The organism is Kitasatospora sp. cg17-2, from assembly GCF_054031055.1.
The window spans coordinates 1,070,738-1,086,921 of record NZ_CM132923.1 but is presented as its reverse complement, the minus strand read 5'-3'; the positions used below and the strand labels follow the sequence as shown (position 1 = coordinate 1,086,921).

General features: G+C 71.2%; 17 protein-coding genes. 7 read left to right on the top strand and 10 right to left on the bottom strand.

What is annotated here, in order from left to right:
- Positions 1–18 precede the first annotated feature (18 nt).
- Positions 19–852 (bottom strand): hypothetical protein, encoded by an 834-nt coding sequence (locus ACW14Y_RS04260; protein WP_456985915.1) that lies wholly within the window; start codon positions 850–852, stop codon positions 19–21.
- A 440-nt stretch (positions 853–1,292) separates the two neighbouring features.
- Here ACW14Y_RS04260 and ACW14Y_RS04255 point away from each other — a divergent pair, with 440 nt between their 5' ends.
- The 3 genes from ACW14Y_RS04255 to ACW14Y_RS04245 all read left to right on the top strand — a co-directional run bounded on the left by ACW14Y_RS04255 (position 1,293) and on the right by ACW14Y_RS04245 (position 2,224).
- Complete coding sequence (locus tag ACW14Y_RS04255) at positions 1,293–1,691, top strand: ASCH domain-containing protein (protein ID WP_456985914.1); 399 nt, start codon at positions 1,293–1,295, stop codon at positions 1,689–1,691.
- An 86-nt stretch (positions 1,692–1,777) separates the two neighbouring features.
- A complete protein-coding gene (locus ACW14Y_RS04250) occupies positions 1,778–1,954 on the top strand; it encodes a hypothetical protein (protein ID WP_380305475.1) in 177 nt (58 codons plus the stop codon).
- Positions 1,955–2,086: 132 nt separating this feature from the next.
- Positions 2,087–2,224, top strand: a complete 138-nt coding sequence (locus ACW14Y_RS04245; protein ID WP_380305477.1) for a hypothetical protein — start codon at positions 2,087–2,089, stop codon at positions 2,222–2,224.
- 216 nt (positions 2,225–2,440) lie between these two features.
- Here the strand turns inward: ACW14Y_RS04245 and ACW14Y_RS04240 are convergent, their stop codons facing one another.
- Together ACW14Y_RS04240 and ACW14Y_RS04235 are read right to left on the bottom strand one after the other, a co-directional pair.
- Complete coding sequence (locus tag ACW14Y_RS04240) at positions 2,441–4,624, bottom strand: MMPL family transporter (protein ID WP_456985913.1); 2,184 nt, start codon at positions 4,622–4,624, stop codon at positions 2,441–2,443.
- Between the two features lie 130 nt (positions 4,625–4,754).
- Positions 4,755–5,144, bottom strand: a complete 390-nt coding sequence (locus tag ACW14Y_RS04235; protein WP_456985912.1) for a DUF302 domain-containing protein — start codon at positions 5,142–5,144, stop codon at positions 4,755–4,757.
- Positions 5,145–5,519: 375 nt separating this feature from the next.
- Here ACW14Y_RS04235 and ACW14Y_RS04230 point away from each other — a divergent pair, with 375 nt between their 5' ends.
- Complete coding sequence (locus tag ACW14Y_RS04230; protein ID WP_456988062.1) at positions 5,520–6,794, top strand: AlbA family DNA-binding domain-containing protein; 1,275 nt, start codon at positions 5,520–5,522, stop codon at positions 6,792–6,794.
- A 663-nt stretch (positions 6,795–7,457) separates the two neighbouring features.
- Here ACW14Y_RS04230 and ACW14Y_RS04225 read toward each other — a convergent pair.
- A complete protein-coding gene (locus ACW14Y_RS04225; RefSeq protein ID WP_456985911.1) occupies positions 7,458–7,949 on the bottom strand; it encodes a hypothetical protein in 492 nt (163 codons plus the stop codon).
- Positions 7,950–9,215: 1,266 nt separating this feature from the next.
- On the opposite strand from ACW14Y_RS04225, the gene ACW14Y_RS04220 reads away from it, so the two are divergent.
- Positions 9,216–9,821 carry a DUF6461 domain-containing protein gene (locus ACW14Y_RS04220; RefSeq protein WP_456985910.1) on the top strand — a complete coding sequence of 202 codons (606 nt, stop codon included), beginning with the start codon at positions 9,216–9,218 and terminating at the stop codon, positions 9,819–9,821.
- Positions 9,822–10,075: 254 nt separating this feature from the next.
- Here ACW14Y_RS04220 and cyaB read toward each other — a convergent pair whose 3' ends face one another.
- Positions 10,076–10,636: a class IV adenylate cyclase gene (gene cyaB, locus ACW14Y_RS04215; protein WP_456985909.1), complete on the bottom strand. Its 561-nt coding sequence runs from the start codon at positions 10,634–10,636 to the stop codon at positions 10,076–10,078.
- Positions 10,637–10,650: 14 nt separating this feature from the next.
- Positions 10,651–11,499, bottom strand: a complete 849-nt coding sequence (locus tag ACW14Y_RS04210) for a helix-turn-helix domain-containing protein (protein ID WP_456985908.1) — start codon at positions 11,497–11,499, stop codon at positions 10,651–10,653.
- Positions 11,500–11,638: 139 nt separating this feature from the next.
- On the opposite strand from ACW14Y_RS04210, the gene ACW14Y_RS04205 reads away from it, so the two are divergent.
- Both ACW14Y_RS04205 and ACW14Y_RS04200 read left to right on the top strand, forming a co-directional pair.
- Complete coding sequence (locus ACW14Y_RS04205; protein WP_456985907.1) at positions 11,639–12,133, top strand: hypothetical protein; 495 nt, start codon at positions 11,639–11,641, stop codon at positions 12,131–12,133.
- A 358-nt stretch (positions 12,134–12,491) separates the two neighbouring features.
- A complete protein-coding gene (locus ACW14Y_RS04200; protein ID WP_380312843.1) occupies positions 12,492–12,620 on the top strand; it encodes a hypothetical protein in 129 nt (42 codons plus the stop codon).
- Positions 12,621–12,852: 232 nt separating this feature from the next.
- Here the strand turns inward: ACW14Y_RS04200 and ACW14Y_RS04195 are convergent, their stop codons facing one another.
- From ACW14Y_RS04195 to ACW14Y_RS04180, 4 genes are read right to left on the bottom strand one after another with little or no spacing between them, the layout of a single operon-like run.
- On the bottom strand, positions 12,853–13,554 hold the full coding sequence (locus ACW14Y_RS04195) for a tetratricopeptide repeat protein (protein WP_456985906.1): 702 nt from the start codon (positions 13,552–13,554) through the stop codon (positions 12,853–12,855).
- Positions 13,472–14,728, bottom strand: coding sequence for a multidrug effflux MFS transporter (locus tag ACW14Y_RS04190; RefSeq protein WP_456985905.1), 1,257 nt, complete (start codon positions 14,726–14,728; stop codon positions 13,472–13,474). Before ACW14Y_RS04190 ends, ACW14Y_RS04195 begins: the two co-directional genes overlap by 83 nt.
- Before the next feature lie 3 nt (positions 14,729–14,731).
- Positions 14,732–15,376 (bottom strand): NAD(P)-dependent oxidoreductase, encoded by a 645-nt coding sequence (locus ACW14Y_RS04185; RefSeq protein WP_380305776.1) that lies wholly within the window; start codon positions 15,374–15,376, stop codon positions 14,732–14,734.
- Positions 15,377–15,399: 23 nt separating this feature from the next.
- Complete coding sequence (locus ACW14Y_RS04180) at positions 15,400–16,152, bottom strand: MBL fold metallo-hydrolase (RefSeq protein ID WP_456985904.1); 753 nt, start codon at positions 16,150–16,152, stop codon at positions 15,400–15,402.
- Positions 16,153–16,184 lie beyond the last annotated feature (32 nt).

Here is a 16,184-nt window from a genome sequence, read left to right as displayed (position 1 = left end):
AAGGGGAGGGCCGGGGGCTCAGCGACCGGAGGTCAGCCAGTCGCGCTGGCGCTTCATCAGCTCACTGAGCAGCGCCTTGTCCGGAGTGCCCTTCACTTCGACGTCGATGATGTACTGCACGTCGCCCTGGCTGGAGATGCCGCTCATCGAGCCGGTGTAGGCCTGCTGCTTGGGCTTGTCGACGTATCCGTGGGCGGCCGGGTCGCCGGTGATCTCGATCGGGTCGAGACCGTCCAGCGTGTAGTTGCGGGCGACCTCGGTGGCCCGGGCGGGGGTCGAGAAGCGCAGCAGGGTCACGGTGACCTCGGCCTTGCCGTCCGCCGTGCGGTAGGTGCGGGTGGCGGAGTCCTTGTAGCCGAAGGACTTGAGTGCCTTGATGGCCTCGGCGCCGCCCATCTGCTCGCCCATGTCCTTGTCCGTCAGCAGCATGCCGTCGGCCGGGCCGTACGACTCGCCGCCCTCGGGGATCGGGAGCAGGAAGTACTGGAGGTCGCCGTCGTGCCGCCCGTTGCTGACCGTGCCCTTGAGGGTGCTCGTCGGCGTGGGCACGGGCGCGGGTGCCGACGCGGCCGGGGGAGCGGTGGTGGGCGTGGCGGCGGCGGTGGGTGCGGTGCTCGCGGTTCCGGCGGCCGAGGTGGTGGCCGTCGCGGGGGCGGTCGCCGGGGCGGTCGCGGCGGCGACGGCCGGCCGGTGGTCCGGCTTGCCGACGGCCACCGTCACGGTCGCGCTGACCGCCGTCACGGCGAGCAGTCCGACGGTCGCCAGCGCGACGCCGACGGCCCGCGGCAGCTTCCGGCCCGGGGCGTCAGGGGTACCGGTGGCCGTGGCCGCCGTGATGGGTGCGATGGTCACGGCGGGTGCGGCGGGAGTGTGGGCCGGTTCCTCGGGCAGAGCGCCGGGGACGGGGCCGGGGCCGGCGGATCGGTCCGGTGCGGACGCCTGCGCCGGATCGGCGGCGGGCGGCACGTGATCGTGCGCGGACAAGGGATTCCCCCAGGAAGGAGCAGAAGGTTTCGCGCGCGGCCGCTCACGGGCACCTCGGCGGCCGTCATTGGCCGCACAACACGCGTCTGGCTGGAATTATGAGAGCGGCCCGGTCCCGGTGCCAACAAGATCAATCACCACACTCCCGCCCAATCGGTCAGCAAAGCGACACACCGTAATCGAACCGAAATCGAGCGTCACCTCCACCGCGCGGACCCGGCCCGGCCCGGCCCGGCCCGGCCCGGCCCGGTCCGGCCCGGACGCCGGAGCCCGGTCGGTCGGTGCGCTCTCCTGAAGGGACAACCAGGATGTGGCCCCGCGTCAACGGCATGCGCTCGATGGAGCTCGGCACCCCGGACGGGATCCGCACCGAGCTGAACTCCCTGGTCCTGGCGGGCCGGAAGACCGCCACCACCGGTCTGCTCGCGGAGTACGCCGAGCAGTCGGAGGAACTGGAACTGCCCGGTGAACGGTTGGCGCTCGTGGACGACGCCGGAGGGTTCGTCGCCGCGATCGAGATCACCGGTGTGGAGGTGACCACCTTCGGCGCGGTGACCTGGGAGCACGCCCGGGCCGAGGGGGAGGGCGACGCCTCGCTCGCCGAGTGGCGCGAGGGCCACCGCGGCTACTGGAGCCGTCTGGGCACCGCGGTCGAGGACGGGACCGCCGTGGTCTGCCTGGCCTTCCGTCTCGTCGACACCCCCTGACCCGGGGAGCGCCGACGAAAAATACCCCCACCGGTATCCTGGAAGCGGAGGGAGAGCCTTCCCCCAGTGATCCGAGGAGTCCCGAGATGTGTCGTCGAACTACGTGCCGCACCTGCGGCAAGGCCGGTTACGCGGGGTGCGGCATGCACGTCGACCAGGTGCTGGCCGGCGTCCCGAAGTCCGACCGCTGCGCCTGCGCCCCGGGCACGGGCGGCGGTGGCGGCATCGGCGGCCTGCTGGCGAGGATCCTCGGCCGCCGCTGAGCGCGGCACGGCCGCCGATCTCCTTCTCGCCCGGCCGGACCGCCGGGTGAGAAGAAGATCGGCGGCGGGGGAACCGGCCGGGGGCGGAGGGCGTCAGTGCGGTCGACGCGGAACGGACGGTGGGGGCGGCGCATGAAGCGGTTCGCGAAGACTGTGGTCGGGCAGTTCACCATCTCGGCGATCGCCTGTGCGGTGGTCTTCGGCCTGATTATCGCGGTCGAATGCTGGTTCTTGTCCGAGGCACTGGACGGATCGCCTCTGCAGAAGTAGCGGCTCGCGGGGCACCGGTCCGGCCGTTGTGGCCGCGCTCCCCCCAAGGGGGGCCTGCTGCCCGTGAGGTCTCCTCGTGCGCGGAGACCTTCGCCGTGGTGACCTGCGACCTGCCGGTGAGGATCCGCGGCCGCTTGTTGTTCGTTGTCCGTAGCCCTTCGGTGGTGGCCCGGGCGGCCCGGGCCACCACCGAACGGCACTCCTCGGTCGTGAGAGTCAGTCGTGCGAGAAGGAGATCCGCGGCAGGACGCGGTCGAGCCAGGCCGGGGTGTGCCAGGCGGCGGTGCCGGCGAGTCGCAGCACGACCGGCAGCAGCACCAGCCGGACCAGCGTCGCGTCCAGCAGGACGGCGACCCCGAGGACGATGCCCATCTCCTTCGGCGGCAGCGGTCCGGAGAGCGCGAAGGTGAAGAACACCGCGACCATGACGCCCGCCGCCGCGAAGATCACCCGGCCGGAGTGCGCGAGGGCGCCGACCATCGCCTCGCGCGGGTCACCGGTGCGTTCGTAGTGCTCCTTGGCGGAGGCGAGCAGGAAGACGGTGTAGTCCATCGCGATGGCGAAGATCATCGCGAAGAAGAACACCGGTGCCCACCCGTCCAGGAACCCCTGCGGGGCGAATCCGAGCAGGCCCGCGCCGTGGCCGTCCTGGAAGACCAGCCGGGCCACGCCGAAGGCCGCACCGGTGGACAGCAGGCCGGCGGCCGTGCCGAGGGCCGAGATCAGCGGGGCCCGCAGGGCGACCAGCAGGAGCAGGAAGCCCAGGGCCATCACCACGCCGATCACCAGCGGGGTCTTCGCGGTGAGCAGGTGCTGGAGGTCCAGGTTCTCCACCGCCGCGCCCCCGACCAGGGCGTCCGCGGGGAGATCGGCCCGCAGGGTGTCGACGGTGCGTGCGAGGTCGGGGCTGGACGGGTCCACGGCGGGGACCGCCTGGAGCATCGACCAGCCGGAGCCGTCGGCGGCGGGCTGCGCGGGCAGCACCCCGGCGATCCCGGGCGTGGCCGCGACCCGGGCGGCGGCCCGCGCGACGTCCAGGGCGCCCGTCTCCGTGTCGGCCTGTGCCGGGAGGAGGATCTGCAGGGTGCCGGGCGCCCCCGGGCCGAAGGCCCGCTGGACCGCCGCGTACCCGGCACGGGCGCTGCTGTCCTCCGGGACGACGGTGATCGAGGGCATCGCGGTGCGCAGCCCGAGGACGGGCGCGGCGAGCGCGACCAGGACGACGAGTGCCCCGGCGCCGAAGCGCAGCGGCTGCCGCCACAGCCGCTCGCCCCAGGCGGCGAAGCGCGCCGACCGGTGCGGGCCGGCGTTCAGCCGGGGCAGCGCGAGGGCATCGACGCGGTGGCCGAGCCGGCCGAGGACGGCGGGCAGCAGGGTGAGCGTGGCGGCGAGCACGAACAGGACGGCGAGCATGATGCCACCGGCCATCGACCTGAACGCCGGGGACGGCACCAGCATCACGGCCGACAGGCTGACCAGTACTGTCGCGCCGGACAGTAGGACGGCCTTTCCCGCGGTGTCCATGGTCTCGGCGACCGCGTCGGCCCGTCCGCGCGCACGGGCGGCGCGGAAGCGGACGACCAGGAACAGCGCGTAGTCGATGCCCAGGGCCAGGGCGAACATCATCGCGAAGTTCATCGCCCAGACGGAGACCGGGAACAGATGGCCGATCAGTACCAGCGAGCCGGCGGAGGCGGCCAGCCCGGCGAGGGTGAGCAGCAGGGGCAGTCCGGCGGCGACCAGCGATCCGAAGGCCAGCACCAGGATGGCCAGGGTGACCGGCCAGGACATGATCTCGGACTTCATCATGGCGTCGTGGTTGGCCTTGTTGAAGTCGCTCCAGAGCACCGAGGCCCCGGTGGCGTGGACCTCGACGCCGTCCCCGGACAGTGCGCTCAGCGGACCCTTGAGATCGTCGGCGGCGCGGACCATGTCGTCGGGGGAGGCCTTCGCCCCGGCGAGCAGGACGGCCGTCCGGCCGTCCTGGCTGATGGTGGCGCCCGGCTGGGGCGGGACGACGGTGGACACCCGGGGGTCGGCGGAGGCGAGCGCGGACGCCCGCGCGAGGACCTGCCGGACGGCCGGATCGTCGACCGGCCGGTCGGCGGTGACGACGATCTGCAGCGCGGTGGAGGCGTTGCCGCCGAAGTGCTGTTCGGCGACCTGCCGGGCCTTCACCGACTCGGAGCCGTCGGCCTGCCAGCCGGCGCCGGAGAGCGCGGTGGTGACCTGCGGGGCGAAGGCGCCGAGGGCGAGGGCGGCCAGCAGCCAGCCGGCCAGGACCGTCCTGACGTGCCGCGCCGACCAGAGGCCGAGCCGGCCGAGCGGTCCGGGGGAGGAGGGCGGTCCTGTGGGTGCTGCGGCGGGTGGCCGGTCGAGGGCGGTGTCCGGGTGCTGCACGTGCTGCTCCGATCCTTGGGCGGCCGGTCCTCGGGGGCCGGGGGCCGGGGGCGCAAAATACGGGTGGGGGTATCCGAGAGGGAGAAGAAAAGGGCCCACGCCGGGTGGGCCCCGCTCGCTCGTCGGCCGGTCAGGCGGTGAGCGCGTCCAGCGCCGCGCGGAGGCGGGTGGCCGCCTCGTCGGCGACGGCCGCCAGTTCGGGCTTGCCGGTGACCTGCACGAGCAGCTGGGGATCCATGGCCTCGACCAGGGTGCCCCCGTCGACGGCGCGGACCACGACGTTGCACGGCAGCAGCAGCCCGATGTGCCGGTCGGCCTCCAGGGCGCGGTGGGCGAGGGGCGGGTTGCAGGCCCCGAGGATCAGGTAGTCCTCGATCTCCTCCCCGATCTTGGCCCGGAGAGTGGCCCGGACGTCGATCTCGGTGAGCACGCCGAAGCCCTGCCCGGCGAGTGCGGCCCGGACCTGCTCGACGGCCTCGGCGAAGGGCAGGTCGAGCGTGACGGCGATCCCGTGGTCCATGTGGTGCTCCGTTCCTGGTGCGGCGACGCGGCCGGTTCCGGCTGCGCCGCCCGTGGGTCGTGCTCGTGTTCGTCCTTGCCCTCCACTGTACCCCCGGGGGTATTTTTCCGGTCACGCCGGGGCATTCCGCGTGACCGCCGGGCCGCCGTCCTCGGCACCGACAACGCTCGCCACTGGGCCCCGGCCGGCTTCGACCTCTAGTGGAAACGAGTCCTGCACCGCAGCAGTCGTCAGCGCGGGTTCGAAGGACATGGCCGGCGTGTTCACGCCCGGCCCTCCCGAACAGGTGGGCCGGCCGTCGGCGGTGGCTCTGTTCGGCCATCATGGGACGACCACGCCGGGACCGTCTCCGGCCGGGGAGGGGAGTAGTCGGTGATGATGGCCTCGGAGCAGGTGGACGTGGATGGCCTGGCGGAGCTGGTACGAGGGTGCGAGGACGTCCGCGCTCGGTTGGTGCTGGTGACTGACACACAGGAGCAGTGGCGGCTCCACCACGGAGAAGTTCTGCTCGACGCTCCCGATCTCGACACCAATGGCGAGGAGACCTGGCTGTACCCGACGGTGGCGTTCGTCGCCCGGAGGCTCAGGGGCAGTCTGGTGGCGGACCTGCTGTGCGGCAAGCCCGCGGACATCGGGAGCTTCCGTGTCTTCGCCGACCAGGATTCGACCCATGTGTCCGCTGACAACCTCCGCGGGAACCAGGTGTGGACGGGGAGGACGACGCCCTGGCCCCGGACCGAGTGGACGATCCGCAGGATCTCCACCGATTACCGCAATCACGGTGTGCTGGTCGGCGACACCTCGTATCCCTCCTTCCTGACCTTCGATCAGGCTGTCAGTTCCTTCCTCTACCGGCGCCCCTACGACAGTCGGACAACCGTCGACCAGTTGTGGCGTGTCGTCCAGCCTCGGCGGGGTGCCTGGTTCCAGAAGGTCACCGTTGCCCCGGACCGGCTCACCGTCGATCTTGAAGGCGACGACCTGGACGGCGTTGTCCTGGAACTGAGCGAGCCCGCTGATTCCCGCCGGCTCTCGGTCGAGGGCGCCGGCTCCTACTCCTTCGACCTGCCCGAGGGACTGCGGGTCGAGAGCCTGCTGATCGCGCACCGTAGCGGTAAGTGGCTCGACATGCGGCACTTCCCTGCCGGACCGTACGGCAGCGTCCGCGACACCTCGGTCGTCTGGGAGCAACCCGAACTGGAACTGGAGCTGCTCCTCGCGGATGGTGAAGGCCCCCAGCTGGAGTGCAAGCGGGAGATTCCGGACAAGGACGCCCGCACCCGGAAGAAGATGCTCAAGACCGTGGCAGCGTTCGCGTCGCAGCCCGGGGGCGGCACCATCCTGTTCGGCGTGGAGGACGACAACCTGGAGATCGTCGGCCTGAGTCAGGACCAGAGCGCCGACGAGCAGAAGCGCAGGATCGGAGACATGATCCGCAACAATCTGGAGCCCGCGCCGGTCTGTCACCCCCGGGTGATCAAGCACGACTACAAGCGGGTCATCGCGGTCGACGTCCCTGGTGGAAACCAGCCGTGCGCCTACCGGGACAACGGGCGCCTGGAGTTCTACGTTCGCCGTGGCTCCAGCAGCATCCTCGCCAGCTACCGGGAGATCGAGGAAGGATTTTGTCCGCACCCCGGCACCGGCTGACGTGACCGGCGGACAGCCTCTCCGCCTGGGCGCCGGGCGGGGCCGGTGACACCGAACGGGCTTACCCTGGCCCGGGGCCGCGGAGGTTCAGGAACCTCCGCCCCCACCAGCGTTGTCCGGCCCGCACCCAAACCCACCCGGCCCCGGCAGGTTCCTCAGCTCGAAGACCCGGCTACCGTCACCCGCTACGACGTGGGTAGTACGTCAAGTGACCCGGTAGCGACGGCATGCAGCATTGCGACGGCCCGGATCGGGTGAGGGGCGGACTTGACCGGGCGCCCTGTGCGACCTTGTCGCGCAGCAGTCGGCTGTGGTCGAGTTCGGCCGTAGTGAGCTCTGCGTCGGCGGCCCGCTCGATGAGAACGTGGAGTGGTTCGTTCGTGGCCGGATGCTCGGCACTGAAATAACACACCTTGTAATCGTGGCAGTAACAGTTCCGGACCCGGTGGCCCCGGCGACCGGATCTGTGGCCATCACCTGGTCGCCGACTCGTCCACCGCCCGGTGCCCGCTCCCGGAGCACCTCGAGACCATGCGGGTTCTGCCGCGGAGTCCCCGCCGGGCACCGCGCCGAGCGGGAGCGGTCCGCCCGACGGTGGTCTGTCCGAGTGCTGGGGTCTGCCGTCCGAGTTACGGGGAGGGCCGGGAGCGGCCGGGGGACCGGTCAGAGAGCGGTCGCCGCGGGCTCCTGGGACCCGGGGACGACCTTGCCGCCGCCGGCGATCGGCGGCCCGTCGACGTACCAGTTGTTCCAGTTCCCGTTCTGGCTGCGGTCCCGGGACCACATGTGGTTGTAGTCGCTGCCGCGCGAGGTGATGGTGAAGGCGCCGCCCAGGGTCTGGCGGGTGATCATGACCTTGCTCGTGAAGTAGCCGCCCAGGGAGGTCCAGCTGCTGAGCTTGTGGGAGCTGCCGCTCGTCCAGCGCGTCCACACGGCGTTGTCGGTGCCGATCACGAAGATCTCGCTGTTCCCGTCCTGGAAGCCGAAGTAGGTGACGCCGTCACGGAAGTCACCGCCGCACAGGAAGCTGCCGCCGAACTGCTTGTCACTGCAGCGCGCGGGGATGTTGATGTCACCCGCGGAGGCGGGAGCCGCGCTCAGACCGATCCCGGCGAGGGCGGCGAGGGCCGCGACGGCGGCCTTGATCTTGTTCATGTCTGCTCCTGATCGGTCGGGGCGGGGCCTCGTCGACCGCCCGGCGGCACCGGGGCGGCGACCCGCCGGGCGACCGCCCGACGGACCCTCACCGGTAGCAACGGGCGCGGCGGCCGATCGAGTTCACCGCCGGCGGCCGTCCGTGCCTGTTCGGACAGAGGGGGTGCCCCGGCGCGCAGGACAGCGCCGATCGCCTGGTCCGCCCGCGCCTGCGGGGGCCGACCAATGGACGACGCAACGTCACATCAGCTTCGCCGCAGCACGTGTACCGCATCCGCATCCTCCGGAGGGCCACCGTGCATCACCGTTCCCGTTTACCCGAGAAGACCCGAGGCGCCGGTGCCGGTTCCGGCGCCGCCATTCCGCAACTCGTGACCGGACTCGCCGGAGCGGCGCCCGGCAGTCCGGCCGAGGCCGCCCAGGCTCATCTCCCGGCCTGTTCCGACCACTTCCGGATCGACACCGCGCAGCTGACGGAGCTCGCCGTCGAGCACGCGGCCGAGGGCCGTGGCGCCTCGGGTTCCTTCGGGAAATTCAACGGAGCGGCTGTCTGCCTCCGACTTACGGAGCGACCGGCATGTCGAGCGTTATGGCCCGGATCAGCCTGTTGACGTCTCAAGGAGCAGTGTCCATCGTGGCAGGTGGCGGCGACACAGTGGTTCGGTTCCTGCAGAGGCTTCCGGCCGGACGCAGTTGCCCCCGGTCGCGCCTGGCGTTCTCCCTGTGCTCGCGGGAGACGAGTAAAGCTGGAGTGGCGGCAGGAGAAGGGCTTCATGGCGAGAGCCCGGTCCGGGCAGGAACGAGATCGAGTCGCTGGTAAACGAATGACTCCCACGCCTGTGGGGAGGACCCGGGCACCGTCCGCAACGGTTGACCCCCGCGAGTGCGGGGAAGACCCTTCGCGACCTGCGCCGTTCTCGGGGCTTTGCCATATCTTGACCAGTCTTCGGGGGGCACATTCGAGCTGGCCTGTTGAGGTGTCAAGGAGCGGCGTCCATCGTGGCAGACGGTGGTGACGCTGGGGTGTTGGCTGCGGAAAACACGGGGTCACTGCTGGCCCGCCTGCGCGGGCAGGACTTGACCACGGACCGCGCCCGGTTCGGGGTCTCCTGCTGACTCCCGTGCGTGGGGGAGAACGTCACCAGCCGTGGGCCGCCGACCTGTTCGTGCCGGGTACCGGGAGGGGTCGGCTGGATCGGTGGCCGTGTCGTTGGGGTGGTCTAGCCTCACCGGGGGTGGGTCGATCGATGCCGTGGAGGGGTTCGGATGAGTGGCCTGGGCTGGATGTACGGGAGGGACCTGCCGCTGGTGAGTGTCACGTTCGCCCGTGACCTCACTCCGCGACGGCTCCTGGAGCGGATGGGGGCGGACCCCGCCACACTCGCCGAACGGAGCGGGGCCGAGTTCCACGAGGATTTCGGCGACATCCTCTTCGAGGACGACGCCTACGTGGTCACCGCCGGCCGGTACGGGTCATGGGCGTGGGCGTGGGAGCACGGCAGTTGGCTGTGCGTCGAGGGCGACGAACTGCTCGACGCGGTCTCGGACGGGACCGCGGCACTGGCCCTGCACGCAAACGAAAAGCCCATGGTGGAGTTCCGCTATGCCGAGAACGGTCGACTGGTGACCACTCTGAACACCCTGCGGGGCATCGGACCCGAGCACCGATCCGGCCACGACCCCCACCGCTTCGACCCCGAACTGCGGGCACTGGGCGCCCTCCCGGACACCGAGGAGACCGGGCCGCTGGGACTGCGCGGGCTCTTCTACCGTCTCGCCGAAGGACTCGGCGTGGGCATGGACCAAGCCGACCTCCACACCGGGAAGGCCCTCAGTGCCCGGCTCCGCCCTCGCCCCGACCGGACCACGTGACACCCCCCACCCAACGCAGCCCGACGAGCCGCCCACAGCTTGGACAACGGCTGACCCTCCCCTCGCGAGGAGGACCTCACCGGACGCGTCGACGACGCTCTCGCAGACCGGCTGACCCCGCCTGCGCGGGGAGGACACCGCCTACGCCGCCCTCGGCGCCTGCGGGGAGGACCCCCAGGGATGCTCAAGGTGTTGAGGGGGACCATACCGACGAGCGGGACCTGCCCGGGCGCAGACGGCCGAACTGGCAACGGCTACGGCCGGGCAGCGGACACCGCGTCCGTGTACTGCTCGGTCGTCAGGTCCGCATCGTTGATGCCGAGCGAGGCGAAAACCGAGCGCACACTGGCCAGCGCCTCGGAGAGGTCGTCGGTGCTGGCAGCGGTCTCCAGCTCGACGAACGTTCCGTCGATCTCGGGGACACGGACCAGGGTTGCGAGGAACGTCCGACCGTTCTCCGTGAAGTCGTAGTTGCGGCACCGCTTCTCGAACTGAATGCGCGGAACGAATCCGAGCGCACGGACGATCTCGTGTGCAGCCTCGGCGTCTTCGACCATGGTCTCGGCCTCCGGCTTGGACCCGGAGGCCACATCGACACGAGCGCCCTTGTAGGTCAGGACGGTACGGGTGTCGTCCGGCCCGTGTACGGTGCGGATCCGTAGTTCCCGGTCCTCACCCATCAACGAGCCGTCCGGGGCGTCGTAGTAGGTATCGCGGTACACCTCGGCGCGACCGACCCCGTACCGCTCCTCAAGGGCCTTGAGGAGGTGCTCCGGATCCCGGACTACCGCCTTCAGCTCCGCCTCGATCGCCATCGCCCATCCCTTCGTCAGATGATCCGTTCGGCCTCCGTCACCATGGCGTCGAGCTGCCGACGCCACCCGGCGAACAAGGGACCGTACGGGGTGGCGAGCACTTTATAGGTCGCCGACTCGTGTCCTTCCCAACCGCTGTGGAACGAGCTGACATAGAGGGTGGCATCGAGGCGAATCGTGCGCCAGACCGGCAAGGTTCGGTAGCGGTAGACCTCGACATGTCCCACCTCGGCCAGCTCACGCAGCCGAGCCTCGGCAAGCAGGATCCCGCTGGAGAGCGATTCCGCAGACTCGCCGATCTCCCTCGCGCGGTCCGCAACGGCCGGCGCTTCGGGATGCAGAAGAAGCACCCTCAATCGCGGCCTGGCGTCGGCGCCGCGTTCGAGATGAGGACGGAGCAACGAGTCACGGAGGCCGAGGAGCCCCAGACCCCGAACCGCGAGCACGTCGATCTCGCCAGCGGACCGGGCAGTGCGCTGGATCTCGGCTGCTGCGGATGCCTGGTCGGAGTAGACACGGACGATCTCCGGGAAGGCTGCGAGGTCGAACGCGGCGCCGGGCGCCCGGCTTTCTCGCTGCAGGGCCAGTCCGAGCAGTCGTCGTGCATCCGCTGGCATGTTCAGGCCGTCCGCGATGCGCTCGAACACATCGAGGCGGACGACCTCCCGGCGCCGGTTCATGATCTCGTTGACCCGGCTCTGGGTCATGCCGACCTGAGCGCCGATCCGCGCTTGGCTGGCACCGCTGTGGTGCTGGACCCACCGGAACACGCCAGCGATATCCCGGTCCCGAAGCAGCCCGCGGACCTCGGAGTTCTGCCAGGCCGGGTCAGGTAGTCGGATCGGTTCGAGCGCAGTCGCCACAGCAGCAGTCCTGTCTCTGTGTCATCTCACAGTGAGATTACCGTCCGGGTATCGAGGTGTGCGCTGCGTTACCCGAATCTCGTCAGGGAGCGGTGCAGCTCGGATGCCGCTGCGGTCGCCAAGGCACCAAGGAGGACACATGGCCTTGACCAGCGATGAGGACTGGACCGTGAGTTTCGGGGACCTCCTGCCCCCGACGGCCCTGCCACCGGTGGCGGCGCTGACCGAGGTCTGGCAGACCGTCCGGGGCCTCGACCTCGGAGACCAGCAGCACGCCGCCCTGAAGCTGCTTTTCGGCACCGGGGCAACCGAGATGGTCGAGGCGGCGCTCGATGGCGGGACGCTTGACTTCCCGGTCCAGCTTCCGGAGACGCGGATGACGATCCAGGTCCGCCGCGGCGACGGCAGGACCGCCAGACAGAGGCACGCCGCGCGGTACCGGGTGGTGCAGGAGCCGCGCCAGGGGCGGAACCCTGGCCTGTGGGTGGTGATGGACAGCAAGACGGGCGGGCCGGTCCGCGAGAAGGAGGTCGTCCTGCGGTGGGGCATCGAGGCGAGCGCTCAGTCCTGGATCAGCCGAGAGGTGGCCCGCGGCGACTACCAGGGGAAGGCCGGCCATGCCCAGGCCTCCTGAAAGCCTCGCCGACAACGAACCGATGCCCGCGCCGGACACGGCCCGCGTCGAGGTGGGCCGGTGCGTCAACTGCCGCTCCTGGTCGTGGGGCTACTTCATCGTGGACCTCACTTCGTGCACTGCGCTCGTCCTGCACTGCGAAGACGACGACGGGACGGACAGGTCGACTCCGCCCGGTCGCGACTCGCCGCAGCTGTCTCGGTCGCGGCCGTCGTCGTGGTGTGCGTGCTGCTGCTGACCATCTGGCGCTAATCAGGTCCCCCTACGACGAAGGACTCGCCTTGAAGATTCCCTGCCGGAGGACCCCGCCCACTTCCACGGCCGCCGATCGCGCGGACGCTGCCGCGACGACGCTCAGATGGCTCGCTTCGCCGTCGAGGACGGCGGCGACGGCAACGAGGTCGAGTATCGACGCCGCAAGGCCGTCCGCGCCGCGAAGGGGCAGCCAGTCCTGACCCGTGACGACCCCAACAGCACCCGGGACTGACCCACTGGCTCGGCTGCGGCGGCGCGTCTTGCAGGAGGCCGCTTCCCGTCCGGACGGCGGGGCCGCAGTCCGGGGGCCGCCCCCGGCTGACCCCCGCGAGCGCGGGGGTCAGCCGTTGTCCCCGTCGGCCTTGCCCGCGTTGCCGGCATCCTCTGCCGGGTGTCGATTGCGGGGGCGTCAGCCTGCTGTTGTTGCTTCCCGAGCCGGCCGCGCCAGAGCCAGGGTGGTGGTGTCATGGCCGGCTCCCGTCCGCCGCACCGTCGCCGGGCCGGGGTGGTGGTGCGGTGCCTGTGGCCTGGAGGGCGCGGGAGCGGAAGTCGGCGGCGGCCTCGGGTTGCCCGTCGGCGTCCAGCACAGCCGCGGCGAGCCCGTACGCCTCGGCCAGGACAGGCCCGTACGTCGCCGGATCATCGGACGGGTACGGGCCGACCACCCGGACCGCCTCGGCAGCATCCCGCCACGCCCCCGCCGTGTCGCCGGGGAGCAGCGCCCGCCCCCGCCGGGTCAGCACGGTGGCCAGGCCCGCGCGGGACATCACGGTGTCCGGGTGCACTGGGCCGAGGACACGGTCCTGGTCCTCCGCAACGGAACGCAACAGGTCGACGGCACCGTCCGCACGCCCCGCCTGCCAGTAGGAGACGGCGAGGTTGGCACGGGCAGTCAGGGTGTCGGGGTGGTCGTCGCCGAGGATCCGCTGGCGGTCGGCGAGGACCCGCTCCTCGATCGCGGTCGCCTCGTCGGTGCGCCCCGCCTGCCAGTAGGAGGTGGCTAGGTTGTCGCGGGCGGTCAGAGTACCGGGATGGTCCTCCCCGAGCAGCCGTTCGGCGTCGACTGTACCCAGCTCGAGCCGGTCATGGAGAAGATCCGCGTGGGTGCCGGCGCGGTCGCCGGTGCCCGGCAGGTCCTTGGCGAGCCGGCCTGCGAGTGCGCTCACCGGGCATCGACCGGGTGAGGACGCCGAGTGTGAGCAGAGCGAGCGCCGGCAGCACGGCGACGATGATTCCCATCGGCAAGGCGTCGGTGGCGCCACCCGCGCCGGCCAGCGGAGCAAGTGCCCCGCCGAACATGAACTGACTGAAGCCGAGCAGAGCGGCGGCCGACCCGGCGTGTCCGCCGTGGTCGGCCAGGGCCTGGGCCGCGGCGTTCGGCATGACCAGGCCCACGCTGGAGACCAGGACGAACAGGCCGATCAGGAGCACGGGCAGGGGTGCCCGTGTCAGCACCGCGCCCAGGACCGTGGTGCCACCGGCTGTCGCGCCCAGCAGACCGGCGAGCAGCAGCGCGCGGGCGCCGGCCCGGGCCACCAGTCGGCCGCTGATCTGGGCGGCCGCAATGAGTCCGGCGGCGTTGACGGCGAACACGGCGCTGTACTGCTGCGGTGACAGGCCGTGGATTTCCTGCAGGACGAACGGCGAGCCGGAGATGTAGGTGAACATCGCCGCGAAGACCAGGCCGTTGGCCAGGACGTACCCGGTGAAGACCCGGTCGCTGAGCAGTTGCCCGACGACAGCCGGCAGCGGCCGGCGTGACGCGGAGGGGCGGGTCTGCGGCAGTCCTGCGGCGGAGGCCGCCAGCAGCACGGCGCCGAGTACGGCCAGGGCCACGAAGATTCCGGGCCAGGCCGTGACGCGCAGTAGCTGGCCGCCGAGGACCGGCGCGAACACCGGCGCCAGGCCGGTGATCAAGGTCAGTGCGGAGAAGAGACGTGCGGTGCGGGTTCCGGAGGTGCGGTCGCGGACCACGGAGTTGGCGATGACGATGCCGAACCCCCCGCCGATGCCCTGGACCAGGCGCAGGCCGACGAAGGTCCGGACGTCGGGTGCCACCGCGCAGAGCGCGCTGGCGATCGTGTAGAGGGCGAGGCCCCCCAGCAACGGACGCCGCCGGCCGTAGGTGTCGCTCAGCGGCCCGGCGATCAGCTGCCCGATGGCCAGCCCGGCCAGGCAGGCGGTGATGGTGAGCTGGGTGGCCGCGGCGCTGGCGCGCAGGTCGCCGGCGAGTTCCGGCAGTCCGGGCAGGTAGCCGTCGATGGACAGTGGTCCCAGGGCCACGAGCGCTGCGAGCAGGACGATGACTCGGGTGTGCCGGCCGGCGGCGTCGTTGCTCATGGCTCAGTACGCCACGGTGATGCGGCGGCGGATCGCGGTGCCGCTCTCGATCGTGTCGGCCAAGGCGATCGCGTAGTCGGCGTACGAGATGCGGCTGTTGCCGTCGTCGTCGGTGAGCAGGGTGTCCCCGGCGCTGCGGTAGGCCCCGGTCCGCTCGCCGGCTCCGATGACCGCGGCGGGCGACACGTACGTCCAGTCGAGGTCGTGCACGCCGCGGTAGAGGTCGAGCGCTTCGGACTGGGCCTCGGCGTTGGCCTTCCACAGCGCGGGGAAGTCCGGGTCGTCCATGACCCGGGCGCCGGTCGGCGTGCGCAGGCTACCGGCACCGCCGATGGTGACCAGGCGGGTGACGCCGGCTCGGCGGAGTCCCTCGATCAGCGCACGGGCGGCACCGACGATCGTGGCGCGGTCGTTCTCCTGGCCGATCCGGGGGCCGACGGCCGACAGCACGGCGTCGTGGGAGGCGGCGAGGCCGGCGACCGCGGCGGCGTCCGTGACGTCACCGGTGGTCACGGTCAGGGCCTTGTGCTCGAGTCCGTCGACGTGGCCGGCTCGGGTGACCGCGGTGACGGTGTGGCCGCGACGCAGGAGTTCCTCGGTGGTGGGCCGGCCGATGTTTCCGCTGGCACCGAACAGGACGATCTTCATGTGTTGCTCCTTGTTTCTGCTGGTCACAGGACGGGCTGGCCGTCGGCGACGATGGCCGCGGTGATGCCGCGCTCGTCGGCGGCGTGCTGGAAGCGCTGCTCGATGTCGGGTTGTTCGGTGTAGAACGGCGGGTTGTGGAACAGGCCGTAGTGCATGGCGCAGACGGTGTCGGCGCCGAGTGCGACGGCGGCCTCGACGGCCTGCTCGGGGGTCATGGTCGCCGGGACGTTGGCCGCGTAGCCCTCGAAGTGGGCGATGACGCCGTTGACCGGGACGAACGCGACGTCGAACGGGCCGTGGTCGCGGGCGATCTGCCACCAGCTGCCGTGCCACTGGGTGTCGCCGCAGTGGATGACCCGCCGGCCGGCGCCTTCGACGACCCAGGCGACCTGGTCGCAGTCGTTGCCGCGCCAGTCCAGCGAGGTCACCGGGGTGACGGTCAGCGCTCCGATGCGGCGTGACTGGCCCAGGTCCTGGGCAACGGGGGTGATGCCCACCTCGTGCAGCGCCGCCGCGCTCGGGGTGTGGCAGCCGATCGTGCCGGTGGCCGCGATCCGGGCGATCAGGTCGTGGTCGTAGTGGTCGGGGTGCAGGTGGGTGATGAGGGCGTGGGTGCCGGGCGGGGTATCGACCGGGTCGACCGGCCGGTGCGGCGGTCCCATCACCGGCGCCAGCGGAGCGACGTTCTCGAGCGGGTCGATCAGCAGGCGGGTGTCGCCGAGACGGATCTCGATGCCGGCCCAGGCCAGCCGACGCACGGAAAGGGTGGGGGTCATGGCAGGGACGCTAGACCGACGTTGTTGAGAAA